Source organism: Melghiribacillus thermohalophilus, from assembly GCF_004342905.1.
Classification (GTDB): Bacteria; Bacillota; Bacilli; order Bacillales; family Alkalibacillaceae; genus Melghiribacillus; species Melghiribacillus thermohalophilus.
Genome location: NZ_SMAN01000016.1, coordinates 42,153 through 60,029, shown reverse-complemented (window position 1 = coordinate 60,029; position 17,877 = coordinate 42,153). Strand labels below are relative to the sequence as shown.

Sequence of the window (17,877 nt, the reverse complement as noted above, 5' to 3'; positions counted from 1 at the left end):
AAAAAGGGGGTAGATTAAATGGAAACACTGCAAATTGGCCGGGCACGGTTGACCTGGCTTAATGGAGGAGTTACCCATTTAGATGGAGGTGCAATGTTCGGAGTTGTTCCTAAACCGTTGTGGAGCAAGAAATATCCGGTTAATGAAAAAAATCAGATTGAACTCCGAACAGATCCAATTCTTTTGCAGCTGGACGGAAAAAATTTTTTAATTGATTCAGGGATTGGCAACGGTAAATTAACAGATAAGCAGAAGCGGAATTTCGGCGTGCTGGAAGAATCGAGAGTAGAGAAGTCCCTGGAAGAACTCGGTTTATTACCGGATGATATGGATGGCATTTTAATGACCCATTTGCATTTTGACCATGCCTGTGGTCTGACAAAATGGGAAAGGAATCAACTGGTTCCAGTATTTAAAAATGCAGCAATTTACACCTCAGCTACTGAATGGCATGAAATGCGATATCCAAATATCCGTTCCGTCAATACATACTGGGAATCAAACTGGAAACCTGTTCAGGAGCAGGTAGAAACCTATGAAAATGAAAAAGAGATCGTTCCAGGGCTGAAAATGTTTCACACTGGCGGACACAGTGACGGACACAGCATAATTGTGTTCGAAGATGGCGATGAAATGTTTATTCATATGGCTGATCTTATGCCAACCCATGCCCATCAGAATGTATTATGGGTTCTGGCTTATGATGATTATCCGGTAACATCTGTCCATCAAAAAGAACAATGGATGAAACACGGTTATGATAAAGAAGCCTGGTACACCTTTTACCACGACGCACATTACCGGGCAATAAAATTTGATTCAGACGGGGAAATGGTTAAAAAAGTTGAACGAATTCGTTACGAATATAAGTAAATCATGCATATTGATTAAAAGATGTTCCCTCATGGGATACAACTTCATGTTTCGTATTGTATTCCTGATTTTATTTGAATCGAGATCTAATGGGAGAGAGGTATATGATAACACCGCCTAAACATATTGTTTCTGCTGCTGCCATTGTATTAAATGAACACGAAGAAGTGTTGCTCATCAAAGGACCAAGAAGGGGATGGGAGATGCCGGGAGGACAGGTCGAAGAAGGGGAATCCATAAAAGAAGCTGCGATCAGGGAGACAAAGGAAGAAACCGGCATCGACATTGAGATCACGAGGTTTTGCGGCATTTTTCAAAATGTAGATCGTTCCATATGTAATACACTATTTTTGGGCAAACCGGTTGGAGGTAAACAATCGACAAGTCCAGAAAGCCTGGAAGTAGGTTATTTCCCAATTGAACAGGCACTGGAAATGGTGACTTGGAAAAATTTCAGGCAAAGAATCGAGTATTGTTTAAACGAGAATCTTCATCCCTTCTTCATTGAATTTTAGTTTTAATCATAAAAGAAGATTGGGACAGGGCTGCAAAAGAGAATAAAAGGTCCGGACGATTTCGTCGACAGATGAATTCGTTCGGATCTTTTTATTTGGATAAGCAGTGAATAAACGAATCCTTCAAATGGAGGTCCATTCAAAGGATTGTACTTTTTCTGCAGGAGTCTGTACATACTGACTGTGTATTATTTTCTTTTTTCCAATATTGATGATCCAGCCCCATTTGCATCTATAACTCTAATACTTTTCCTGTCATGGCATTAATCATCACTTCTTTCTGTACGGTTTCTCCATTTGCCATAACCGTAAGACCAGCTTTATAGACAGGGACAGTCTCTCCATTCATTTCTGCCGTTTCAGGCTTCGCAAAGATCCACGAACCGCTTACGTGATCATATTTGTTTTTCAGCTCTGCCAAAGCTCTTTCCGGGGACAGTACGTCAGATTTCACTTTACTCCAGGCAAAGTAAGCCAGGATTCCGGCTCCGGCCGAAAGAAATAATTTTTTGAATCCCATCAAACCACTCCTCCTATATGTATTAGTATACAAAAAAGGAGTTGTGTTGGAAATGTCACCTGCAGTCGGTTAAAATAATGGAGGAGATTAAAATAAAATGGAGTGATACATAATGGATAACGAAACCCTGGCATTATTTAAAACCCTTACCGAACTTCCAGGAGCCCCTGGTAATGAACACGAAGTACGGAATTTTATGAAGCAGGAACTGGAAAAATACGCAGATGAAGTCATACAGGACCGCCTCGGAGGCGTGTTTGGCGTCAAAAAGGGAAACGGACCTAAAGTTATGGTTGCAGGGCATATGGATGAAGTAGGTTTTATGGTTACCCGGATCACCAAAAATGGGATGATTCGCTTTCAAACTCTTGGCGGTTGGTGGAGCCAGGTTCTTCTTGCGCAACGCGTACAAATTATTACGGACAATGGTCCTGTTGTAGGTGTAATTGGATCGATTCCCCCTCATAATTTAACACCGGAACAGCGCAAGAAACCAATGGAGATCAAAAATATGCTCATTGACGTAGGAGCAGATGATGAGGAAGATGCAAAGAAACTGGGAATTAAGCCGGGACAGCAGATTGTTCCAATTTGTCCCTTTACCCCAATGGCAAACCAAAAGAAAATTCTGGCAAAAGCCTGGGATAACCGTTACGGATGTGGCCTGTCCATTGAATTACTGAAAGAATTGAAGGATGAAACACTCCCGAATGAATTGTATTCTGGAGCAACGGTACAGGAAGAAGTGGGGTTACGGGGAGCACAGGCGGCAGCGAACATGATCAAACCGGATATTTTTTACGCGCTCGACGCATCCCCTGCCAATGATATGGAAGGAAGCGATAAGGAATTTGGCCACATCGGCAAAGGTGCCCTTCTTCGGATTTTTGACCGGACCATGGTTACCCACAGGGGCATTCGTGAGTTTATTTTAGATATTGCTGAATCCAATGACATCCCTTACCAATATTTTATTTCCCAGGGCGGCACGGACGCTGGACGGGTTCATATGTCCAATGAAGGCGTTCCTTCTGCTGTAATCGGCATTTGCTCCCGCTATATTCATACGTCTGCCTCTATGATCCATGTAGATGATTATGCTGCAGCTAAAGAATTACTAGTAAAACTGGTTCAGGCAACGGATCAAAATGCAGTGGAACAAATCCGAAAAAATGGATGATCAGATACAAAATGAAAGGATGACAGGATGAAAGTACTGGTGGGATCCAACAACCCGGCAAAGGTCAATGCTGTGCAAAAGGTTTTTCCGAATGAACAGGTAGAAGGTGTGAAGGTGTCATCTAACGTATCCTTACAGCCGTTTTCAGATGAGGAAACTCTGGAAGGAGCTATTAATCGGGCCCGTCAGTGCGCCCAAATGGACAAAGATGTTATAGGAATCGGGCTGGAAGGCGGAGTGATGGAGCTGGAAGGCAGGTTATATGTGTGCAACTGGGGAGCCCTGGCAGATGAAAAAGGAAATTTATATACAGCTGGAGGAGCCCGCATTGCCCTTCCGGATGAAATTGCTAAAGAACTAAAAAGGGGAAAAGAACTGGGCGACATTATGGACGAGTATACGAAAAAACAAAATGTCAAGCATCATGAAGGGGCTATTGGAATTTTTACTAACCATTTGGTGGATAGAGAAACGATGTTTATGCATGTGGTTCAGTTATTAAGAGGACAGATGGAATTTACTCTCATAAGAACTAAAAACGGTTTCAAGTAAAATAGCCTCCTGCAATTTCTGCAGGAGGCTAATGTATAACGTTACCTAAAAATGTAGGCAATGGCATCTAAAGCCTGATCTACGGTCTCCACGGTTACATTTGCCCGGTTGGAAAGTTCCTTAAGAGGATGAATTAAGGATTCCGGACGAATAATGATCAGTGGCTTTTGATAGGCAATAGCCATGCCAGCGTCCATGGCCGTATTCCATTGCCGATATTGATCACCAAATAAAGCGATCACTAAATCCGATTTTTCCATCAATAGCTGGGTGCGAAGATTATTGATGCTGGATGCTGTATCGTCCCGGTAAAGCTGGTTCGGTTGCTTGCCTAGAATATCTTCACCGATGCTGTCTGACTGATCGTGGTTTTCCTGAGGACCTACAAAATTGAGCGGAAGACCTTTATCTTTGGCTTTTCTTTTAAGTTCTTCCCTCCAGTTATCATGAATTTGTCCGGCTAGATATACCGTAAATTCCATGTTTTCGCCTCCTTAAGAGATTCTACTATTATCATGTAATGCATACTTCCCCTTGTCAAATCATCTGGACTAACAGTATGATAAAATAGGACATAGAAAGATCGGGGGAATTATTTCATGAGAATTAAACCAATCCTGTTTTTAATCATATGGACACAGTTATCAGTTCTTTTAAGCGGATGTTTGTTTGTATCGGAGGAACAGATTATTGATGATACTGAACGGGCTGTTAAAGATGCGTTTCTTGCGGATCCAACAGAGGCTACTGAAGAGACAGATTCATTATCGTTGTATGTTCCGGAGAAAATGGACATGGCTGATGCCACCGAATACAATCTGGTATTACAGGACGGTGATCAGACATATTTACTGTTTTTTAATCCTCTGGAGGAAGACGCAAGCCGTTTATTATATGAATCCGCCAATAAAAATGATGTGCTAATAGATTCCACATTTCAATCCGAAGAACAGTTCGGATATGTAGTAGCCGTCCCTTATAATGACGACGGTCAATATGAGTTAATTGTCGGCCTTGGAGGGAAAAGAATCTCCACTGTATCAGAGAAGCGAAATTTAGCGGAGGATGCAGGGTTAATGATGGAGATGGTACGGTCCATTTCTTATAAACAGAACGATTAAAAATCTATCGTATATTGTCTTGAGTGACAGGTGTTTGAAGGCTCTGATTCGTTATATAACCCCCCACAGAAACCATGTACTGTGGGGGGTTATAACTGTGTAATCCTTATCTACCATTGTGTGCAGATAAATTATTTTTTCTCATCAGGAAATTCATCTGAGGCTTTTTTGATTTCATCCCATTGATCCTCAACGTTTTCTTCCGTTTCATCTGAATACGCATCTTCTTCTTTGGCAGCCGCAGTTTCTTCTTCTATTTCCTCTGCTTCCACTGCTTCCGTTGAATCTGTCATGATTTCCTCATCGAACGGTTCTAAATCTTGCTTGTCCATATCTTCGGTTTGTCCCTGATAATCGTCCCATTCATCTTCTGCAAGATCCATGTCTGATTCAAAACTTCCGTTTATAGCGTTTTCATTTAGCTTAAAATCACTTACTTCAGCTTCAAGTTCCTGGGATAATGCATGAAGATCCATGGCAGACTCATTTACTTTTGCAATGGATTCAGACTGGTTTTCACTGGATGCTGCAACTTCTTCTGCAGTGGCAACTGCTTCTTCGGAAATGACACTGATATCATGGAGCTTCTGTTTAAGTACGTCATTGGCATCCCTGACTTCCTCAAGAGATGTACCGATCTTATCTGTTTTCTCATTCATATCGTAAATGTGTTCTGTAATACTTGTAAATGCATTCTTTGTTTCCTTTACGGAAACAGCCTGTTCTTCCTGATACGTATTAAACTTGTCAGATTCTCTGGATAAGGCATTCATCTGTTCGGTCATTTGACTGATTAAATGATAGATTTCTTCGGCTTCATTTTTCGAGCGTTCAGCAAGTTTTCGCACTTCATCTGCTACAACGGCGAATCCCCGGCCGTCTTCACCAGCCCGTGCCGATTCAATAGCGGCATTTAATGCAAGCAAATTCGTGTTGTCAGCAATTTCCTGAATGGTGGATACGATTTGGTTAATTTTATTCGACTGGTCGGTAGCCTGCTGAATCTCTTTTGTTAAATGGTTGGCCAGTTCAATAAAAGATTTTGTGATATTTTCCAATTGATTCATTTTTTCAAAACCATTCTGACTTTCTGATTCGGCATTTTTCAATGCTTCGATAATTTCATCTTTCATTGATTCAGTTTGTTCAATCGCTTTTGCTACATTTTCGATCAGGGTTGTGCTTTCTTCAATCTGGCCCGCCTGTTCCTGCGAGCCGATAGCTACTTGATTAATCGCATCATTTACCTCTTGCGCCTGAGAAGAAGTTTGCTGAGAGATGGCTGCTAAATCACTGGATGATGAACCAAGTATTTTGGCCGCATCCCTTACCTTCAATAAGGACTGATTCATTTTTTCAGCCATGTGATTAAAGGATGCAGCTAAATCAGACATCTCATCTTTTCCTTTTACATCTACACGAAATGCAAGATCACCACTGCCCATAATCTCTGCACCCTGCTTTAATGTCTGGATAGAACGGTTAATGGAGCGGATTAAAAAGGTTCCTGTAATCAGAAGGAGTAATAAAACAATGACACCAATGGAAATTAACAGGATATATAACAGCTGCTGAAGTTCTTCCTGTTCTTTCTGCATACGGTTATTCACATCTTCAGCGGCAACAGTTACCTGATTCACCTGATTGACAACAGAAGATGTGATTTCTTCAAACTGTTGTTTGATTTCCATGGCGCTCTCTAAAGTAGTGCGGATCGAAAGCATTCTTGTTTTGTAGTTTAATGCTTCTCGGCTAATTTTCGTCCTTTCCCCATCTTCAACATCGGACTCACGGAGATTTACGTTAAACTGATCCACATATTTATTAAAGTTATTTAATGCAGCGTTATTGCCCGTTTCTAAATAATTTTGCTCATTCATTCGCATTTCCAGTACTAGACGGACCAGATGATGATTTCCAGTCTGTTCAACGAGTGAATACAGGAGGTCGTATGTATCATTCAACGTCTTGTATTGTCCTTCATCTGAATTAAAACCAAGGATTTCATACATTTTTATTACGGGTTCCAGTTCTTCCATATATAAATTAGAACTGTCTACAATTGATGTGAATCCGCCGGCGATCTCCTCATGCATCTGGTGGGATTCAGCATAGCTTTTCGCCTTATTATGTAAGGTTTGAATAGAGTTTCTCAGTTTTTCAGCCGTCTCTTTAGATGGATCATTGTAAAATTGCTGTTCATAGAATCTGGTGTTCATCAGCTCATATTTAATGTTTTCACTTTGCTGCATGGCCTGCTGTACCATTTGCTTTGTCTTTGCCATATCATTTTGCTTGTTTAGAAAAAATATGTTGAAACCTGTCAAAATGGATAGGCTGATAATGGATAAAATGAGCATAAACCCTACTTTTCCTTTAATCGTTTTCAATATGGTTCCTCCTTTTTGGACATATTTCCCCATGAAACGGGAAAATTTTCTAGCATTATTCACAATTATAGAATTAATTTTAAATTATGACAATGTTAGAAAGACAATTTAAGAGATAGCCAGAAAAATTATTGAGTTCCTGACGGTTTTCATGTATGATAGAATCATTGCAAATATGTAAAGGCAGGTGTAAAGTCAGATATGAAAATAAAGGAATTTATGCAAAAAAAAGGGGTAACCCTGTCTCCGAAGGAATATTTTATTACTGCATTATCTTATATGGCATTAGGACTTTTTTCTTCTCTGATCATTGGGTTAATTTTCAAAACCATTGGTCAGGAACTAAATATAACGGTTTTGGTCGATATGGGAAGTTTGGCTATGGAAACAAAAGTATGGGGAGGAGCCATAGGAGTAGCGATAGCTTATGGGCTTCATGCTCCTCCACTTGTCATATTTGCAGCCTTAATTAGCGGAGCAGCTGGAGCAGATCTTGGAGGGCCGGCAGGAAGCTACATCTCTGCATTGACAGCAGTAGAAATCGGAAAACTGATCAGTGGTGAGACAAAGATAGATATTATTGTCACACCTTTTTTCACCATCTTTACAGGATTTATGACCGCATTATTTGTAGGTCCGTATATTAACTCGTTTATGACCGGGTTCGGAAATACGATTGAATGGGCTACCGAACTTCGCCCCTTTTTAATGGGTATTGTGATTGCCGTTTTAATGGGATGGGCATTGACAGCCCCTATATCCAGTGCAGCCATTGCCATTATGCTCGGCCTGGAAGGAATTGCAGCCGGAGCAGCAGCGGTTGGATGTTCGGCACAGATGATCGGTTTTGCCATCAGCAGTTACCGTGAGAATGGAGTAGGCGGTTTATTTGCTCAGGGCATTGGAACATCCATGCTTCAGGTGGCCAATATTATCCGAAAGCCGATCATTATACTTCCCCCTACGATAGCGGGTGCTGTGCTTGCCCCTCTGGCCACGGTAGTATTTGAGCTGGAAAATAATCCATACGGTGCAGGAATGGGAACAAGCGGGTTCGTAGGTCAATTGATGACATTTGAGACCATGGGATTTAGCTGGAATGTTTTTTTCACGGTTCTCATGCTGCATATCATTGGTCCAGCCATCATTAGTCTGTTATTATCAGAATGGTTTAGAACACTAGGTTGGATTAAACATGGCGATATGAAACTGTCCTTACATGAAGGAGGAAAATAATGATGAAATGGCTAAGTGACCAGGATGAATTATTACCGATGATTAGCCGGGGTAAAACCGTACTGCTGTTTTCCGCAGACTGGTGTCCCGATTGCCGATTGATCGAACCCTTTATGCCCGAGATCGAAAAAAAATATGAAGAGTTTCAATTTGTATATGTCGATCGGGATGACTTCATTGACCTCTGTCAGGAATATGATGTATTTGGGATCCCGAGTTTTATCGCATTTGAAAACGGTGTGGAAATTGGCCGGTTTGTCAGCAAAGATCGAAAAACGAGAGAGGAAATTGAAGCTTTTTTAGATGATTTACAGGCATGATCCCTTTTGCGGATCATGTTTTTATTTTTTACTGGAAGTTTGCTAAAATAACTGTTAGTGTCTAGTGAAAAAAGTTTACCGCATGATGGGCTGAACTCATAAAGGGGGGAATTCCAATGCGTATGTCCAGTATGAAGATGAAAAACCTTCTTGAACAACGGTTTCAAAACCCCGACTGGAATCTTTCCTTCGATCGAGAGCGGGATGTTTTTCGGATCGAATGGAAAGATACAAAACAGGGGATTGATATATCTCTTCCCGGTGTTATTTCCAAGTGGGAAGTAAAAAAAGATGCTGCTCTCGATGAACTGGAGGAGCATATAAAAGAAGCCCTCAGGGTCATGCATGAAAAGCAGGTTTTAACCGGGAAAGAACAATATATATTTCCAGTTATTCGGTCTGCTTCATTTCCTGCTGAAACGAAGGATGGAAGAAAGTTAATTTACCGGGATCATACCGCTGAGACAAGAATCTATTATGCCCTTGATCTGGGAAAATCTTATCGGCTGATCGATGAAAGTTTGCTGAAATCGGAGGGTTGGACAGAAGAACGGGTGAAAGAAGTGGCCTCCTTTAATGTTCGGTCTCTGTCAACGGATATGAAGCAGGACGAAGTAGCCGGAAACACGTTTTACTTTATTGCAACAAATGATGGATATGATGCCAGCAGAATATTGAACGAGGTTCTGCTGGAACAGATGAAAGCACGGGTTGCAGGGGAACTCGCAATAGCCGTTCCTCACCATGATGTATGTATTTTTGCTGATATTAAAAACGAAGCCGGTTATGATATATTAGCGCAAATGACCATGCAGTTTTTTGCAGAGGGACGAATACCGATAACCTCTCTTTCATTTCTTTACGAAGATCAGAAGCTGGAGCCAATATTTATTCTTGCAAAAAACAAGAAGAGAGAGGATTAAGGTTTAAATTAGAAAGGACGAGTATTATGAAAGTTTATTATAATAAAGAGGGAATTGGAGATGTATTCATCATTCCTTTAAAAGAGGGAAACCGCTATCACCTTGTTCACGAGGCATTTAACGATGTTGTCAAAATAACGGATAAACAAATGGATCAAGTCGTAGGGTACAATATATTTCATGCATCAGACTATTTCCATTTTAAGGGAAACGGTCCCATTCAACTGACCAGAGATTTGCTTGATTCCATTCACCAGGTCTTTCAAAAAAACGGACTGCATGAAACCCTGGATATAGATTTATCTCCTAAATTTGTTGTGGGGTATGTAATGGAAAGAAAATCTCACGAAAATGCGGATAAACTGAACGTCTGCAAAGTTGATGTTGGTGAAGCAGAACCGCTGCAAATTGTCTGTGGGGCGCCTAATGTGGAAGAAGGCCAGAAAGTAGTTGTTGCCAGGGTTGGAGCGATCATGCCGGATGGAATGGAAATCAAAGAGGCTGAACTCAGGGGCGTAAAATCCTCCGGGATGATCTGTTCGGCAAGAGAGCTTGGTCTTCCGAATGCACCAGACAAAAAAGGGATTTTAGTACTTGATGATGACAAATATGAAACGGGTCAGTCCTTCGAAGGGTAATAAACTTCTGCCCAATCTATTATAAAAATAGATTGGGTTTTTTTAAATGGCGGGGGAATACACAATCCCTGTTATGATCCAGGCACGATTCCCAGCCCGTTCTTGACGCTTTCCTCTTCCTCAAAAGATCTGTGCAGAAACGGTGTCTCCTTTGCTTTTCTCTATTGTCTAGAAACGTTCAGCCCCCCTGGAGAAGCGGGCAGTACCCAGGTGATCCTTCATTGGTTTTCGGGGCAAAGCTAAGCCTTGCTTTCTTTTTGCTCGAATCTACCCATTGATTTTCTTCCCAATCATAACCATAATGAAATTACTAGAGATAGTGGAATACAACAAAGAAAGAGTGGGGTTCATGCTTGAACAAATCATGAAATGGCTGAGAAAAATCCTTTCAGATAATCAGGAACAATCCAGAATCGATACAAATCAAGAAATTCATTCGACGAATCAATCCATTGAAGCCAGAGTATCTTATCAATATCCAAAAAGGAATCATTTTCGTTTTCCTGTCATACCAGACGAAGAACCAGCAGTAAATAGACGGAAGAATAATCGTAAAACGGCAGAAAATTCCCGGGAAAGGGATGAAAGATCAGGACCGTCAGAGCGAAAACGTCCATTTCAGCCTTCTGATGTCCCTTCTCCTGTTTATGGGTATTCCAAAAAGCGCTCAGATGATGAAAAAAAAGTAGAAGACATCCCTTCATTTATTCGTAAACGTCAGGAGTCAGGTACGAATCAAATCAATGAAAATATCCACGGGCGAGAGAATGTTTCAAATAAAAAAGAGCAGGCAGGGATTGTTATTGATGCGAGGGATTCCTTTACGGAGAACAGAGAAAAAAGCGTAAATGAAGAAGGCCCGGAAAATATTGTCCATCGGGCAAACATTTCCCGGTCAGAACATGAACAAACTTTCCATGAATCGGGTAAACGCCCGCAACATAAAAAAGGAAATGAAGGGGAATCCGACCAGGGGGGCAGAAAAAACGCTGTACTTACTCCATTTAATGTCATCATGACCCCTGAAGACCGAAAAAATGTTCAACATAAAAAACCATTGCAGGAGAAAAACCGTACGCTTCCACCATTGCACCTGTTAAATGAACCAGAGAAAGGGAATCCCCACGATGAGAATTGGATACAAAGCCAGCGGGAACAACTTGAATTAACCCTGAGACACTTTCATGTCAAAGCAAAAGTAACCAATGCCATGAGGGGTCCAACGGTAACAAGATACGAAGTAAAGCCGGACCCCGGGGTAAAAGTAAGCAAGATTACAAATTTGTCGGATGATATTAAATTAAACCTTGCAGCCAGAGATATTCGGATGGAGGCACCGATTCCAGGAAAAAATGCAATTGGCATCGAAGTTCCCAATGAAAAGGCAGAAGCCGTTTATTTATCCGAGATTTTGCAGGACAGGCTATTTCAGCAATCTGCTTCCCCATTAACGGTGGCACTTGGCCTGGACATTGCCGGTGAGCCTGTAGTGACGGATTTAAAAAAGATGCCCCACGGGTTAATTGCCGGTGCAACCGGATCGGGAAAAAGTGTTTGTATTAATACCATCCTCATCAGCCTGTTATATAAGGCCAGTGACAATGACGTCCGATTTATGCTCATTGACCCGAAAATGGTGGAACTGGCTCCATACAATGCCATTCCCCATCTGGTATCGCCGGTCATCAGCGATGTGAAAGCTGCTACATCTGCATTAAAGTGGGCAGTAGGCGAGATGGAGGAGAGATATGAACGTTTTGTTCAAACCGGCGCAAGGGACATCGAACGGTATAATGAGAAAATGGGAAGAGAAGGTAAGATGGATGAAAAATTGCCCTATCTCGTCATTGTCATTGACGAACTGGCTGATTTAATGATGGTCTCCCCACAGGATGTGGAAGATGCCATTTGCAGGATTGCTCAAAAAGCCCGGGCATGCGGCATCCATCTGTTACTTGCCACCCAACGTCCATCTGTTGATGTCATCACTGGCTTGATTAAAGCGAATATCCCGACAAGAATTGCCTTTGCTGTTTCATCACAGGTAGATTCCCGCACCATCATTGACGTCAATGGGGCAGAAAAGCTATTAGGCAAAGGGGATATGCTGTTTTTAGAAAACGGTGCTGGCAAATCCCGCAGAATCCAGGGGGCTTTTGTTTCTGATGAGGAAATTGAACGGGTGACAAACTTTGTCAAAAAACATGGTGAGCCCCGCTATATTTTTAAACAGGATGATTTGATCGAAAAATTCGCTGCGGAAGAAAATGAAGACGATCTTTTGTATGATGTCATCGATTTTGTTGTTCAAGAAGGAAATGCTAGCACTTCACTTTTGCAAAGACGCTTCAAAATCGGCTACAACCGCGCTGCGAGACTAGTTGACCGCATGGAAGATCTGGGGATTATATCTGAACAGAAAGGTAGCAGACCACGGGATGTATTGATGTCGAAGGATCAGGTTCAACAACTGTTTCATGTCGATTCATAGAAAAATTTCCCGGGAAATAAGCCATCCATTCGCTTCACCTCTATTTGACTTTTGGTAAATTTTTTGTAAAATAAAATTATGCTATTATAGGACAGGAATGTGTTGTTCCATAATAGCATACTATTTTGAAAGAAGAGGGGGAAGATAATATGAAGAAACTTTTCAGTATGGTATTTTTCGCGTTAATCCTTGTTCTGGCTGCATGTGGGTCAGGTGATGAGGATAACAATGCCGGCGGAGACAATGACGGAGATAATGCCGGCGGCGAAGGGGCCCAAATTCAGTTAGGAACGGGCAGTACCGGGGGTACATATTACCCGCTGGGACAGGAAATCGCCAATATCCTAACGGATAATGTTGATGTTGAAGGATTCAGTGTATCAGCTATTTCTACTGACGCCTCAGTTGACAACCTTTCTCGCATCGGCCGCGGAGAATTAGAGCTTGGAATGACTGTTCATGTTCCTGCTCATGAAGCGATTGAAGGTACAGGAGCATTTGACGGTACGGTCATTGACAACTTCGGCTTTATGGGTCATATCTACCCTGAAGTCATGCAGGTATTTACCCTCGAATCAACAGGAATTGAATCCATTGCAGATTTAAAAGGTAAGCGGGTTGCGATCGGCCCTCCTGGAAGCGGAACACAGACACTTGCCAAGCAAATCCTCGAAGCGTATGGAATCGGTGAAGGTGATTACACAGCATTCCAGGAAGGTTTTGGTGATGCAAGTAAAAAACTTCAGGATGGACAGGTAGATGCCAGCTTCGGAATTCTCGGCCTGCCATCTTCAGCGGTTGATGAGCTACAGGCAGCAACAGGAGAAGTAAAGCTTCTGGAGATTTCCGGGGAAGAATTAGCATCTCTTGAAGAAACAACTGGCTATGAAGAGTTTGAAATTCCTGCCGGCAGCTGGGAATGGCTGGAAGAGCCGGTTACGACTCTTTCTGCATATGCCATTCTTGTGGGAAGCACAGACTTAATTGATGAAGACCTTGGTTATGAAATTACAAAAGCTCTATTTGAAAATGCCGGTGATATCACACACAGTCAGGGCCAGCATATCACCAAAGACAATGCTTTGAATGGTTTAGGTGATCTGAAGCTTCATCCTGGAGCTGAAAGATACTTCAAGGAAATCGGCCTTCTAGATTAATTAAGAAAAAGACCGGGCGATTACACTGTCCGGTCTTTTTTCCCGCAAAAAACTTCCGTCATAGCAAGCAGTAGGATGGTTGAATTCCCTTTAAACTTTAAAATGAAAAAAGCGGTTTCGATCCGGATAGAGAAGTCATTATCAAGTTATACTGCTGGCTCAGTCTTCCGTATAGGCTCGGCCTCGCCGGGTTTTCTTTTTGCCAGATCAAATAAACCCGGGGGTCAATGAACTGAGTATGAAGGAAACATGATAAGGGCAACTATGATTCTGACATTGGCTATAAGACTCGTCAGCCCGTATGATAAAGCGTTCTTGACGAAAGAACGGGTAAAGCTTGTTCTTTCGTGAAGATCGCAGGCACCAGGAAAAAAATACAAGGTGGTGGATGAGATGGACCAGTCTAAACAGAAAGACATAGAAACCAAACAGCTGCTGGCCAAATACGACAGAGAATTTGCAACAAGAGTAAAGCTGAAAAAGGCCCACTGGGTGATTATTGTCATTGGGGTTGCCCTGACCATTTTCCATTTGTATACCGCCTATCGGGGGGTATACCCTTCACAAATTCAGGGGCCGATTCATCTTGGTACGGCACTGGCATTGATTTTTTTGCTCTACCCGGCCAAAAAAGATTGGGTACATCGCCCGGGAGTTCCATGGTACGATGTGCTGCTTGCCTTGCTGGGTGTGTTTACAAACTATTACATCGTTTTTAATTATGAACGCATTGTTACCAAAGCCATTATTCTTGGATTTAATACAATGGATCTCATTGTTGCTACCCTTGGAATCATTTTATTACTGGAGGCAACAAGAAGAGCTGTTGGGTTGCCGATTGTGATTGTGGCTTCTCTCTTCCTCCTTTACGGCTTATATGGCCAGAATATACCGATTATCAGCCACAAAGGGTTTACCTGGGATCAGCTGAGCACGGAGATGTTCTTTAAGACCAATGCCATTTTTGGAATACCTATTCAGGTATCATCACAATACATTTACCTTTTCTTATTTTTTGGGGTCCTTTTGGTCAAAACCGATATTGGGAAATTTTTTAATGACCTTGCCTTTGCACTGACAGGCAGATTTACGGGGGGAACGGCGAAAGCAGCTGTATCAGCGAGTGCCCTTCAGGGGATGGTGACAGGAAGTTCTGTCGCCAATACTGTTGGATCCGGGTCTTTTACCATTCCGATGATGAAACGGGCCGGATTTAAACCAGAATTTGCTGCTGCAGCAGAAGCTTCTGCATCGACAGGCGGACAAATTATGCCTCCTATTATGGGTGCAGCAGCCTTTATTATGGCTGAATATACCGGCGTTCCGTACAGTGAAATCATTGTGATTGCCATTATTCCTGCCCTGCTGTATTTTTCAGGTGTGTTTTTTGGCGTCCACTTTGAAGCGAAAAAACGCGGCATCCTTGGTGTGTCAAAGAAGGAATTGCCTTCCATCAAAGGGATATTGAAAAAGATCGATCTCATTTTGCCCCTTGTTGTCATCGTAGGGATGCTTCTTTCAGGAAGGACTCCTACATATGCAGCTCTGTGGGCGATTGGAACAGCTTTTGTCATCAGTTTATTCCGAAAGGAAACAAGAATGTCTTTCATGAAAACGATTGAAACCTTTGCTGAAGGGGCAAAAACGGCATTGCCGGTTATTGCAGCCTGTGGAACAGCAGGGATAGTAGTCGGTATTGTAACAGTAACCGGTCTTGGTGGGAAAATAGCCGGTGGGATTATTGAACTGTCCCAGAACAACTTTTTCCTGATTTTATTCTTTACGATGTTAGCGGCCATTCTGCTTGGAATGGGTCTTCCGACTACAGCAAACTATGTTGTTACTGCTTCTATGGCAGCTCCTGCTATTTTAACAGCCTTCCCTGATATACCGGTAATTGCTGTACACATGTTTGTCTTTTATTTTGGAATTGTGGCTGACATTACTCCACCTGTTTGTCTTGCTGCCTATGCAGGTGCAGGGATAGCCGGCGGAAATCCGATGAGATCGGGAGTGAAGGCCTTTCAATTGGCCATTGCCGCCTTTATCATTCCATATATATTTGTTGCCCAGCCAAAGTTGTTATTGCAGGATGGAGCGACGTTCATGACAGTTGCCCCCATTTTTATCACAGCTATGCTGGGAATGGGAGCCATTAGTGCAGCATTAATGGGTTATTTAAGTAAGAACACGAATATAGTTGAGCGAATTCTTTTGATCGTTGCCGGTGTACTCCTTGTTTATCCGAACACATGGTATGCCATCGGCGGTCTGGCTCTCGTCATCGGTGTTTATGTATTCCAGCGTTTCTTTAAAAAAGAGAACGAGGCCGTTCAGGCATAACATTCTTTTCCTTGTCAGGCAAATCCCTTGCTGTCCGCACGGATGGCAGGGGTATTTTTTTAAATATTCAAGAAAACACTGACCAAAACGGAAATGGAGTGATCGATAAAAATCCAACTTTTCCTTGTATTGAGGGGCTGATATGATTAAGATAGTTATAGCATTATGTTTTTTCTTTCTTTTAGAAAAATACAAAAGAGGGATAAAAAAATGAAAGAATTCGAATTAAAGATGCAGGGGAAGATCAAGCGACTGACCAATAAAACCTTTAAATTCGACAAACGGGTAAAGGATGGCTGGTTTTCAGCTGTTTATTTTTTAAAAACCAGGGAAATCGTCAAAGAAAAATTAAGTGATAACATGGTAACGATGCAATTTTTTCAGAAAAAGCATGCGGTTCTGTGCGGTACCGATGAGGCGATTGCCCTGATCCATACTTTTGCTGATCGTCCGGAAGAACTCGACATTCATTCCCTAAAAGACGGGGATAAAATCAGCCCGTATGAAACGGTGTTGACCATAACTGGGCCATATCAAAACTTCGGTTATCTTGAAGGAATCATCGATGGTATTCTGGCGAGAAGAACATCTGTTGCTACAAATGTGTACAATGTGGTGAAAGCAGCCAGAACATCAGGAAAGCAGAAACCTGTGATTTTTATGGGGGATCGGGATGATCATTTTACTCAGCAGGCTGGAGATGGTTATGCAGCTTTTATTGGGGGCTCCACGGCACAGGCTACCCATGCAATGAATGAATGGTGGGGAAAAGAAGGAATGGGGACGATGCCTCATGCCCTGATCCAAATGTTCAGGGGAGATGTGGTAGCTGCAGCGAGAGCCTACCATGAAATGTTCCCTGGAGATGATCTTGTTGCCCTCGTGGACTATAATAATGATGTCATTACGGATTCCCTAAAAGTTGCCCGGGAATTCGGGGAAACCCTTAAAGGGGTACGAATCGATACATCCCGCACGCTGGTTGATCAATATTTTTTTCGTAACCCGGATGTGATGGGAACCTTTGATCCAAGAGGAGCCAATCCGGAACTTATTTTTGCACTCCGCAGAGCTTTAGATGATGAGGGGTATCACCATGTAAAAATCGTAGTCAGCGGTGGATTTAATGAAAAACGAATCCGTGAGTTTGAAGAACAAAACGTCCCGGTAGATATGTATGGGGTCGGCAGCAGTCTGTTAAAGATTCACATCGGATTTACCGGCGACAATGTCCTGTTAAATGGAGAACACGAGGCCAAAAAAGGCCGAAAGTACCGTCCAAACCCACGCCTGGAAAAAGTGGAATATATGCCACAGGAGAATTAAGCTTTAGGATTTCCTGAACAGAGATATCTTTTGAAAATACCCTTGCTGTATGTTGTCCCGGCAAGGGTTTTCATTTGGTCCTGGAATGTTGGAAAATTTTAAATGTTTCTATTGATTCAAGGAACATTCACCCTGATTTTAAAATTTGTTATAATATATTGAGGTGTCTTCGTTTAAGCACGAAAACCATTGTGATCGCTGTTTGCAGATGATGGTCAATTTGACAGCGGTTCATGGAAGATAGGGATTAGCAACAAACAGGTAAACGGATACATATACTAACAATAAGAAT

Annotated in this window: 16 protein-coding genes; 13 read left to right on the top strand and 3 right to left on the bottom strand. The window is 42.1% G+C overall.

Going from position 1 to position 17,877, the window contains the following annotated elements:
- Positions 1–18 precede the first annotated feature (18 nt).
- Together EDD68_RS11040 and EDD68_RS11035 are read left to right on the top strand one after the other, a co-directional pair.
- Positions 19–873 carry a YtnP family quorum-quenching lactonase gene (locus tag EDD68_RS11040; protein ID WP_132372344.1) on the top strand — a complete coding sequence of 285 codons (855 nt, stop codon included), beginning with the start codon at positions 19–21 and terminating at the stop codon, positions 871–873.
- A gap of 104 nt (positions 874–977) precedes the next feature.
- Entirely contained in the window at positions 978–1,388 is a 411-nt protein-coding gene (locus EDD68_RS11035) for an NUDIX hydrolase (RefSeq protein ID WP_243646846.1), read from the top strand.
- Between the two features lie 232 nt (positions 1,389–1,620).
- On the opposite strand, the gene EDD68_RS11030 is transcribed toward EDD68_RS11035, so the two are convergent.
- On the bottom strand, positions 1,621–1,908 hold the full coding sequence (locus tag EDD68_RS11030; RefSeq protein WP_132372343.1) for a PepSY domain-containing protein: 288 nt from the start codon (positions 1,906–1,908) through the stop codon (positions 1,621–1,623).
- A gap of 112 nt (positions 1,909–2,020) precedes the next feature.
- On the opposite strand from EDD68_RS11030, the gene EDD68_RS11025 reads away from it, so the two are divergent.
- Positions 2,021–3,088, top strand: coding sequence for a M42 family metallopeptidase (locus EDD68_RS11025; RefSeq protein WP_132372342.1), 1,068 nt, complete (start codon positions 2,021–2,023; stop codon positions 3,086–3,088).
- Between the two features lie 27 nt (positions 3,089–3,115).
- Positions 3,116–3,640: a DUF84 family protein gene (locus EDD68_RS11020; protein ID WP_132372341.1), complete on the top strand. Its 525-nt coding sequence runs from the start codon at positions 3,116–3,118 to the stop codon at positions 3,638–3,640.
- A gap of 41 nt (positions 3,641–3,681) precedes the next feature.
- Here EDD68_RS11020 and EDD68_RS11015 read toward each other — a convergent pair whose 3' ends face one another.
- Positions 3,682–4,122, bottom strand: coding sequence for a YtoQ family protein (locus EDD68_RS11015; protein ID WP_132372340.1), 441 nt, complete (start codon positions 4,120–4,122; stop codon positions 3,682–3,684).
- A gap of 117 nt (positions 4,123–4,239) precedes the next feature.
- Between EDD68_RS11015 and EDD68_RS11010 the strand changes: the two genes are divergently transcribed.
- Positions 4,240–4,761 carry a hypothetical protein gene (locus EDD68_RS11010; RefSeq protein WP_132372339.1) on the top strand — a complete coding sequence of 174 codons (522 nt, stop codon included), beginning with the start codon at positions 4,240–4,242 and terminating at the stop codon, positions 4,759–4,761.
- A gap of 131 nt (positions 4,762–4,892) precedes the next feature.
- Here the strand turns inward: EDD68_RS11010 and EDD68_RS11005 are convergent, their stop codons facing one another.
- Complete coding sequence (locus EDD68_RS11005) at positions 4,893–7,151, bottom strand: methyl-accepting chemotaxis protein (protein WP_165902154.1); 2,259 nt, start codon at positions 7,149–7,151, stop codon at positions 4,893–4,895.
- A gap of 219 nt (positions 7,152–7,370) precedes the next feature.
- Here EDD68_RS11005 and EDD68_RS11000 point away from each other — a divergent pair, with 219 nt between their 5' ends.
- The 8 genes from EDD68_RS11000 to EDD68_RS10965 all read left to right on the top strand — a co-directional run bounded on the left by EDD68_RS11000 (position 7,371) and on the right by EDD68_RS10965 (position 17,585).
- A complete protein-coding gene (locus tag EDD68_RS11000) occupies positions 7,371–8,387 on the top strand; it encodes a PTS sugar transporter subunit IIC (protein ID WP_424399167.1) in 1,017 nt (338 codons plus the stop codon).
- Between the two features lie 2 nt (positions 8,388–8,389).
- The gene (locus tag EDD68_RS10995) at positions 8,390–8,707 is read left to right on the top strand and encodes a thioredoxin family protein (protein ID WP_132372337.1); all 318 of its coding nucleotides are present in this window, start codon (positions 8,390–8,392) and stop codon (positions 8,705–8,707) included.
- Between the two features lie 116 nt (positions 8,708–8,823).
- The gene (locus EDD68_RS10990; RefSeq protein ID WP_132372336.1) at positions 8,824–9,630 is read left to right on the top strand and encodes a DUF1444 domain-containing protein; all 807 of its coding nucleotides are present in this window, start codon (positions 8,824–8,826) and stop codon (positions 9,628–9,630) included.
- 26 nt (positions 9,631–9,656) lie between these two features.
- Positions 9,657–10,268, top strand: coding sequence for a YtpR family tRNA-binding protein (ytpR, locus tag EDD68_RS10985; RefSeq protein WP_132372335.1), 612 nt, complete (start codon positions 9,657–9,659; stop codon positions 10,266–10,268).
- Positions 10,269–10,617: 349 nt separating this feature from the next.
- A complete protein-coding gene (locus EDD68_RS10980) occupies positions 10,618–12,759 on the top strand; it encodes a DNA translocase FtsK (protein ID WP_243646845.1) in 2,142 nt (713 codons plus the stop codon).
- 149 nt (positions 12,760–12,908) lie between these two features.
- A complete protein-coding gene (locus EDD68_RS10975) occupies positions 12,909–13,916 on the top strand; it encodes a TAXI family TRAP transporter solute-binding subunit (protein ID WP_132372334.1) in 1,008 nt (335 codons plus the stop codon).
- Positions 13,917–14,309: 393 nt separating this feature from the next.
- On the top strand, positions 14,310–16,259 hold the full coding sequence (locus EDD68_RS10970; RefSeq protein WP_132372333.1) for a TRAP transporter permease: 1,950 nt from the start codon (positions 14,310–14,312) through the stop codon (positions 16,257–16,259).
- Positions 16,260–16,469: 210 nt separating this feature from the next.
- On the top strand, positions 16,470–17,585 hold the full coding sequence (locus tag EDD68_RS10965) for a nicotinate phosphoribosyltransferase (protein ID WP_132372332.1): 1,116 nt from the start codon (positions 16,470–16,472) through the stop codon (positions 17,583–17,585).
- Positions 17,586–17,877 lie beyond the last annotated feature (292 nt).

Bases quoted from the DNA above. Each gene is read 5' to 3' on its own strand.
- EDD68_RS11040 (WP_132372344.1), top strand. From the start codon at position 19: ATGGAAACACTGCAAATTGGCCGGGCACGGTTGACCTGGCTTAATGGA.
- EDD68_RS11035 (WP_243646846.1), top strand. From the start codon at position 978: ATGATAACACCGCCTAAACATATTGTTTCTGCTGCTGCCATTGTATTA.
- EDD68_RS11030 (WP_132372343.1), bottom strand. From the start codon at position 1,908: ATGGGATTCAAAAAATTATTTCTTTCGGCCGGAGCCGGAATCCTGGCT.
- EDD68_RS11025 (WP_132372342.1), top strand. From the start codon at position 2,021: ATGGATAACGAAACCCTGGCATTATTTAAAACCCTTACCGAACTTCCA.
- EDD68_RS11020 (WP_132372341.1), top strand. From the start codon at position 3,116: ATGAAAGTACTGGTGGGATCCAACAACCCGGCAAAGGTCAATGCTGTG.
- EDD68_RS11015 (WP_132372340.1), bottom strand. From the start codon at position 4,122: ATGGAATTTACGGTATATCTAGCCGGACAAATTCATGATAACTGGAGG.
- EDD68_RS11010 (WP_132372339.1), top strand. From the start codon at position 4,240: ATGAGAATTAAACCAATCCTGTTTTTAATCATATGGACACAGTTATCA.
- EDD68_RS11000 (WP_424399167.1), top strand. From the start codon at position 7,371: ATGCAAAAAAAAGGGGTAACCCTGTCTCCGAAGGAATATTTTATTACT.
- EDD68_RS10995 (WP_132372337.1), top strand. From the start codon at position 8,390: ATGAAATGGCTAAGTGACCAGGATGAATTATTACCGATGATTAGCCGG.
- EDD68_RS10990 (WP_132372336.1), top strand. From the start codon at position 8,824: ATGCGTATGTCCAGTATGAAGATGAAAAACCTTCTTGAACAACGGTTT.
- ytpR (WP_132372335.1), top strand. From the start codon at position 9,657: ATGAAAGTTTATTATAATAAAGAGGGAATTGGAGATGTATTCATCATT.
- EDD68_RS10980 (WP_243646845.1), top strand. From the start codon at position 10,618: ATGCTTGAACAAATCATGAAATGGCTGAGAAAAATCCTTTCAGATAAT.
- EDD68_RS10975 (WP_132372334.1), top strand. From the start codon at position 12,909: ATGAAGAAACTTTTCAGTATGGTATTTTTCGCGTTAATCCTTGTTCTG.
- EDD68_RS10970 (WP_132372333.1), top strand. From the start codon at position 14,310: ATGGACCAGTCTAAACAGAAAGACATAGAAACCAAACAGCTGCTGGCC.
- EDD68_RS10965 (WP_132372332.1), top strand. From the start codon at position 16,470: ATGAAAGAATTCGAATTAAAGATGCAGGGGAAGATCAAGCGACTGACC.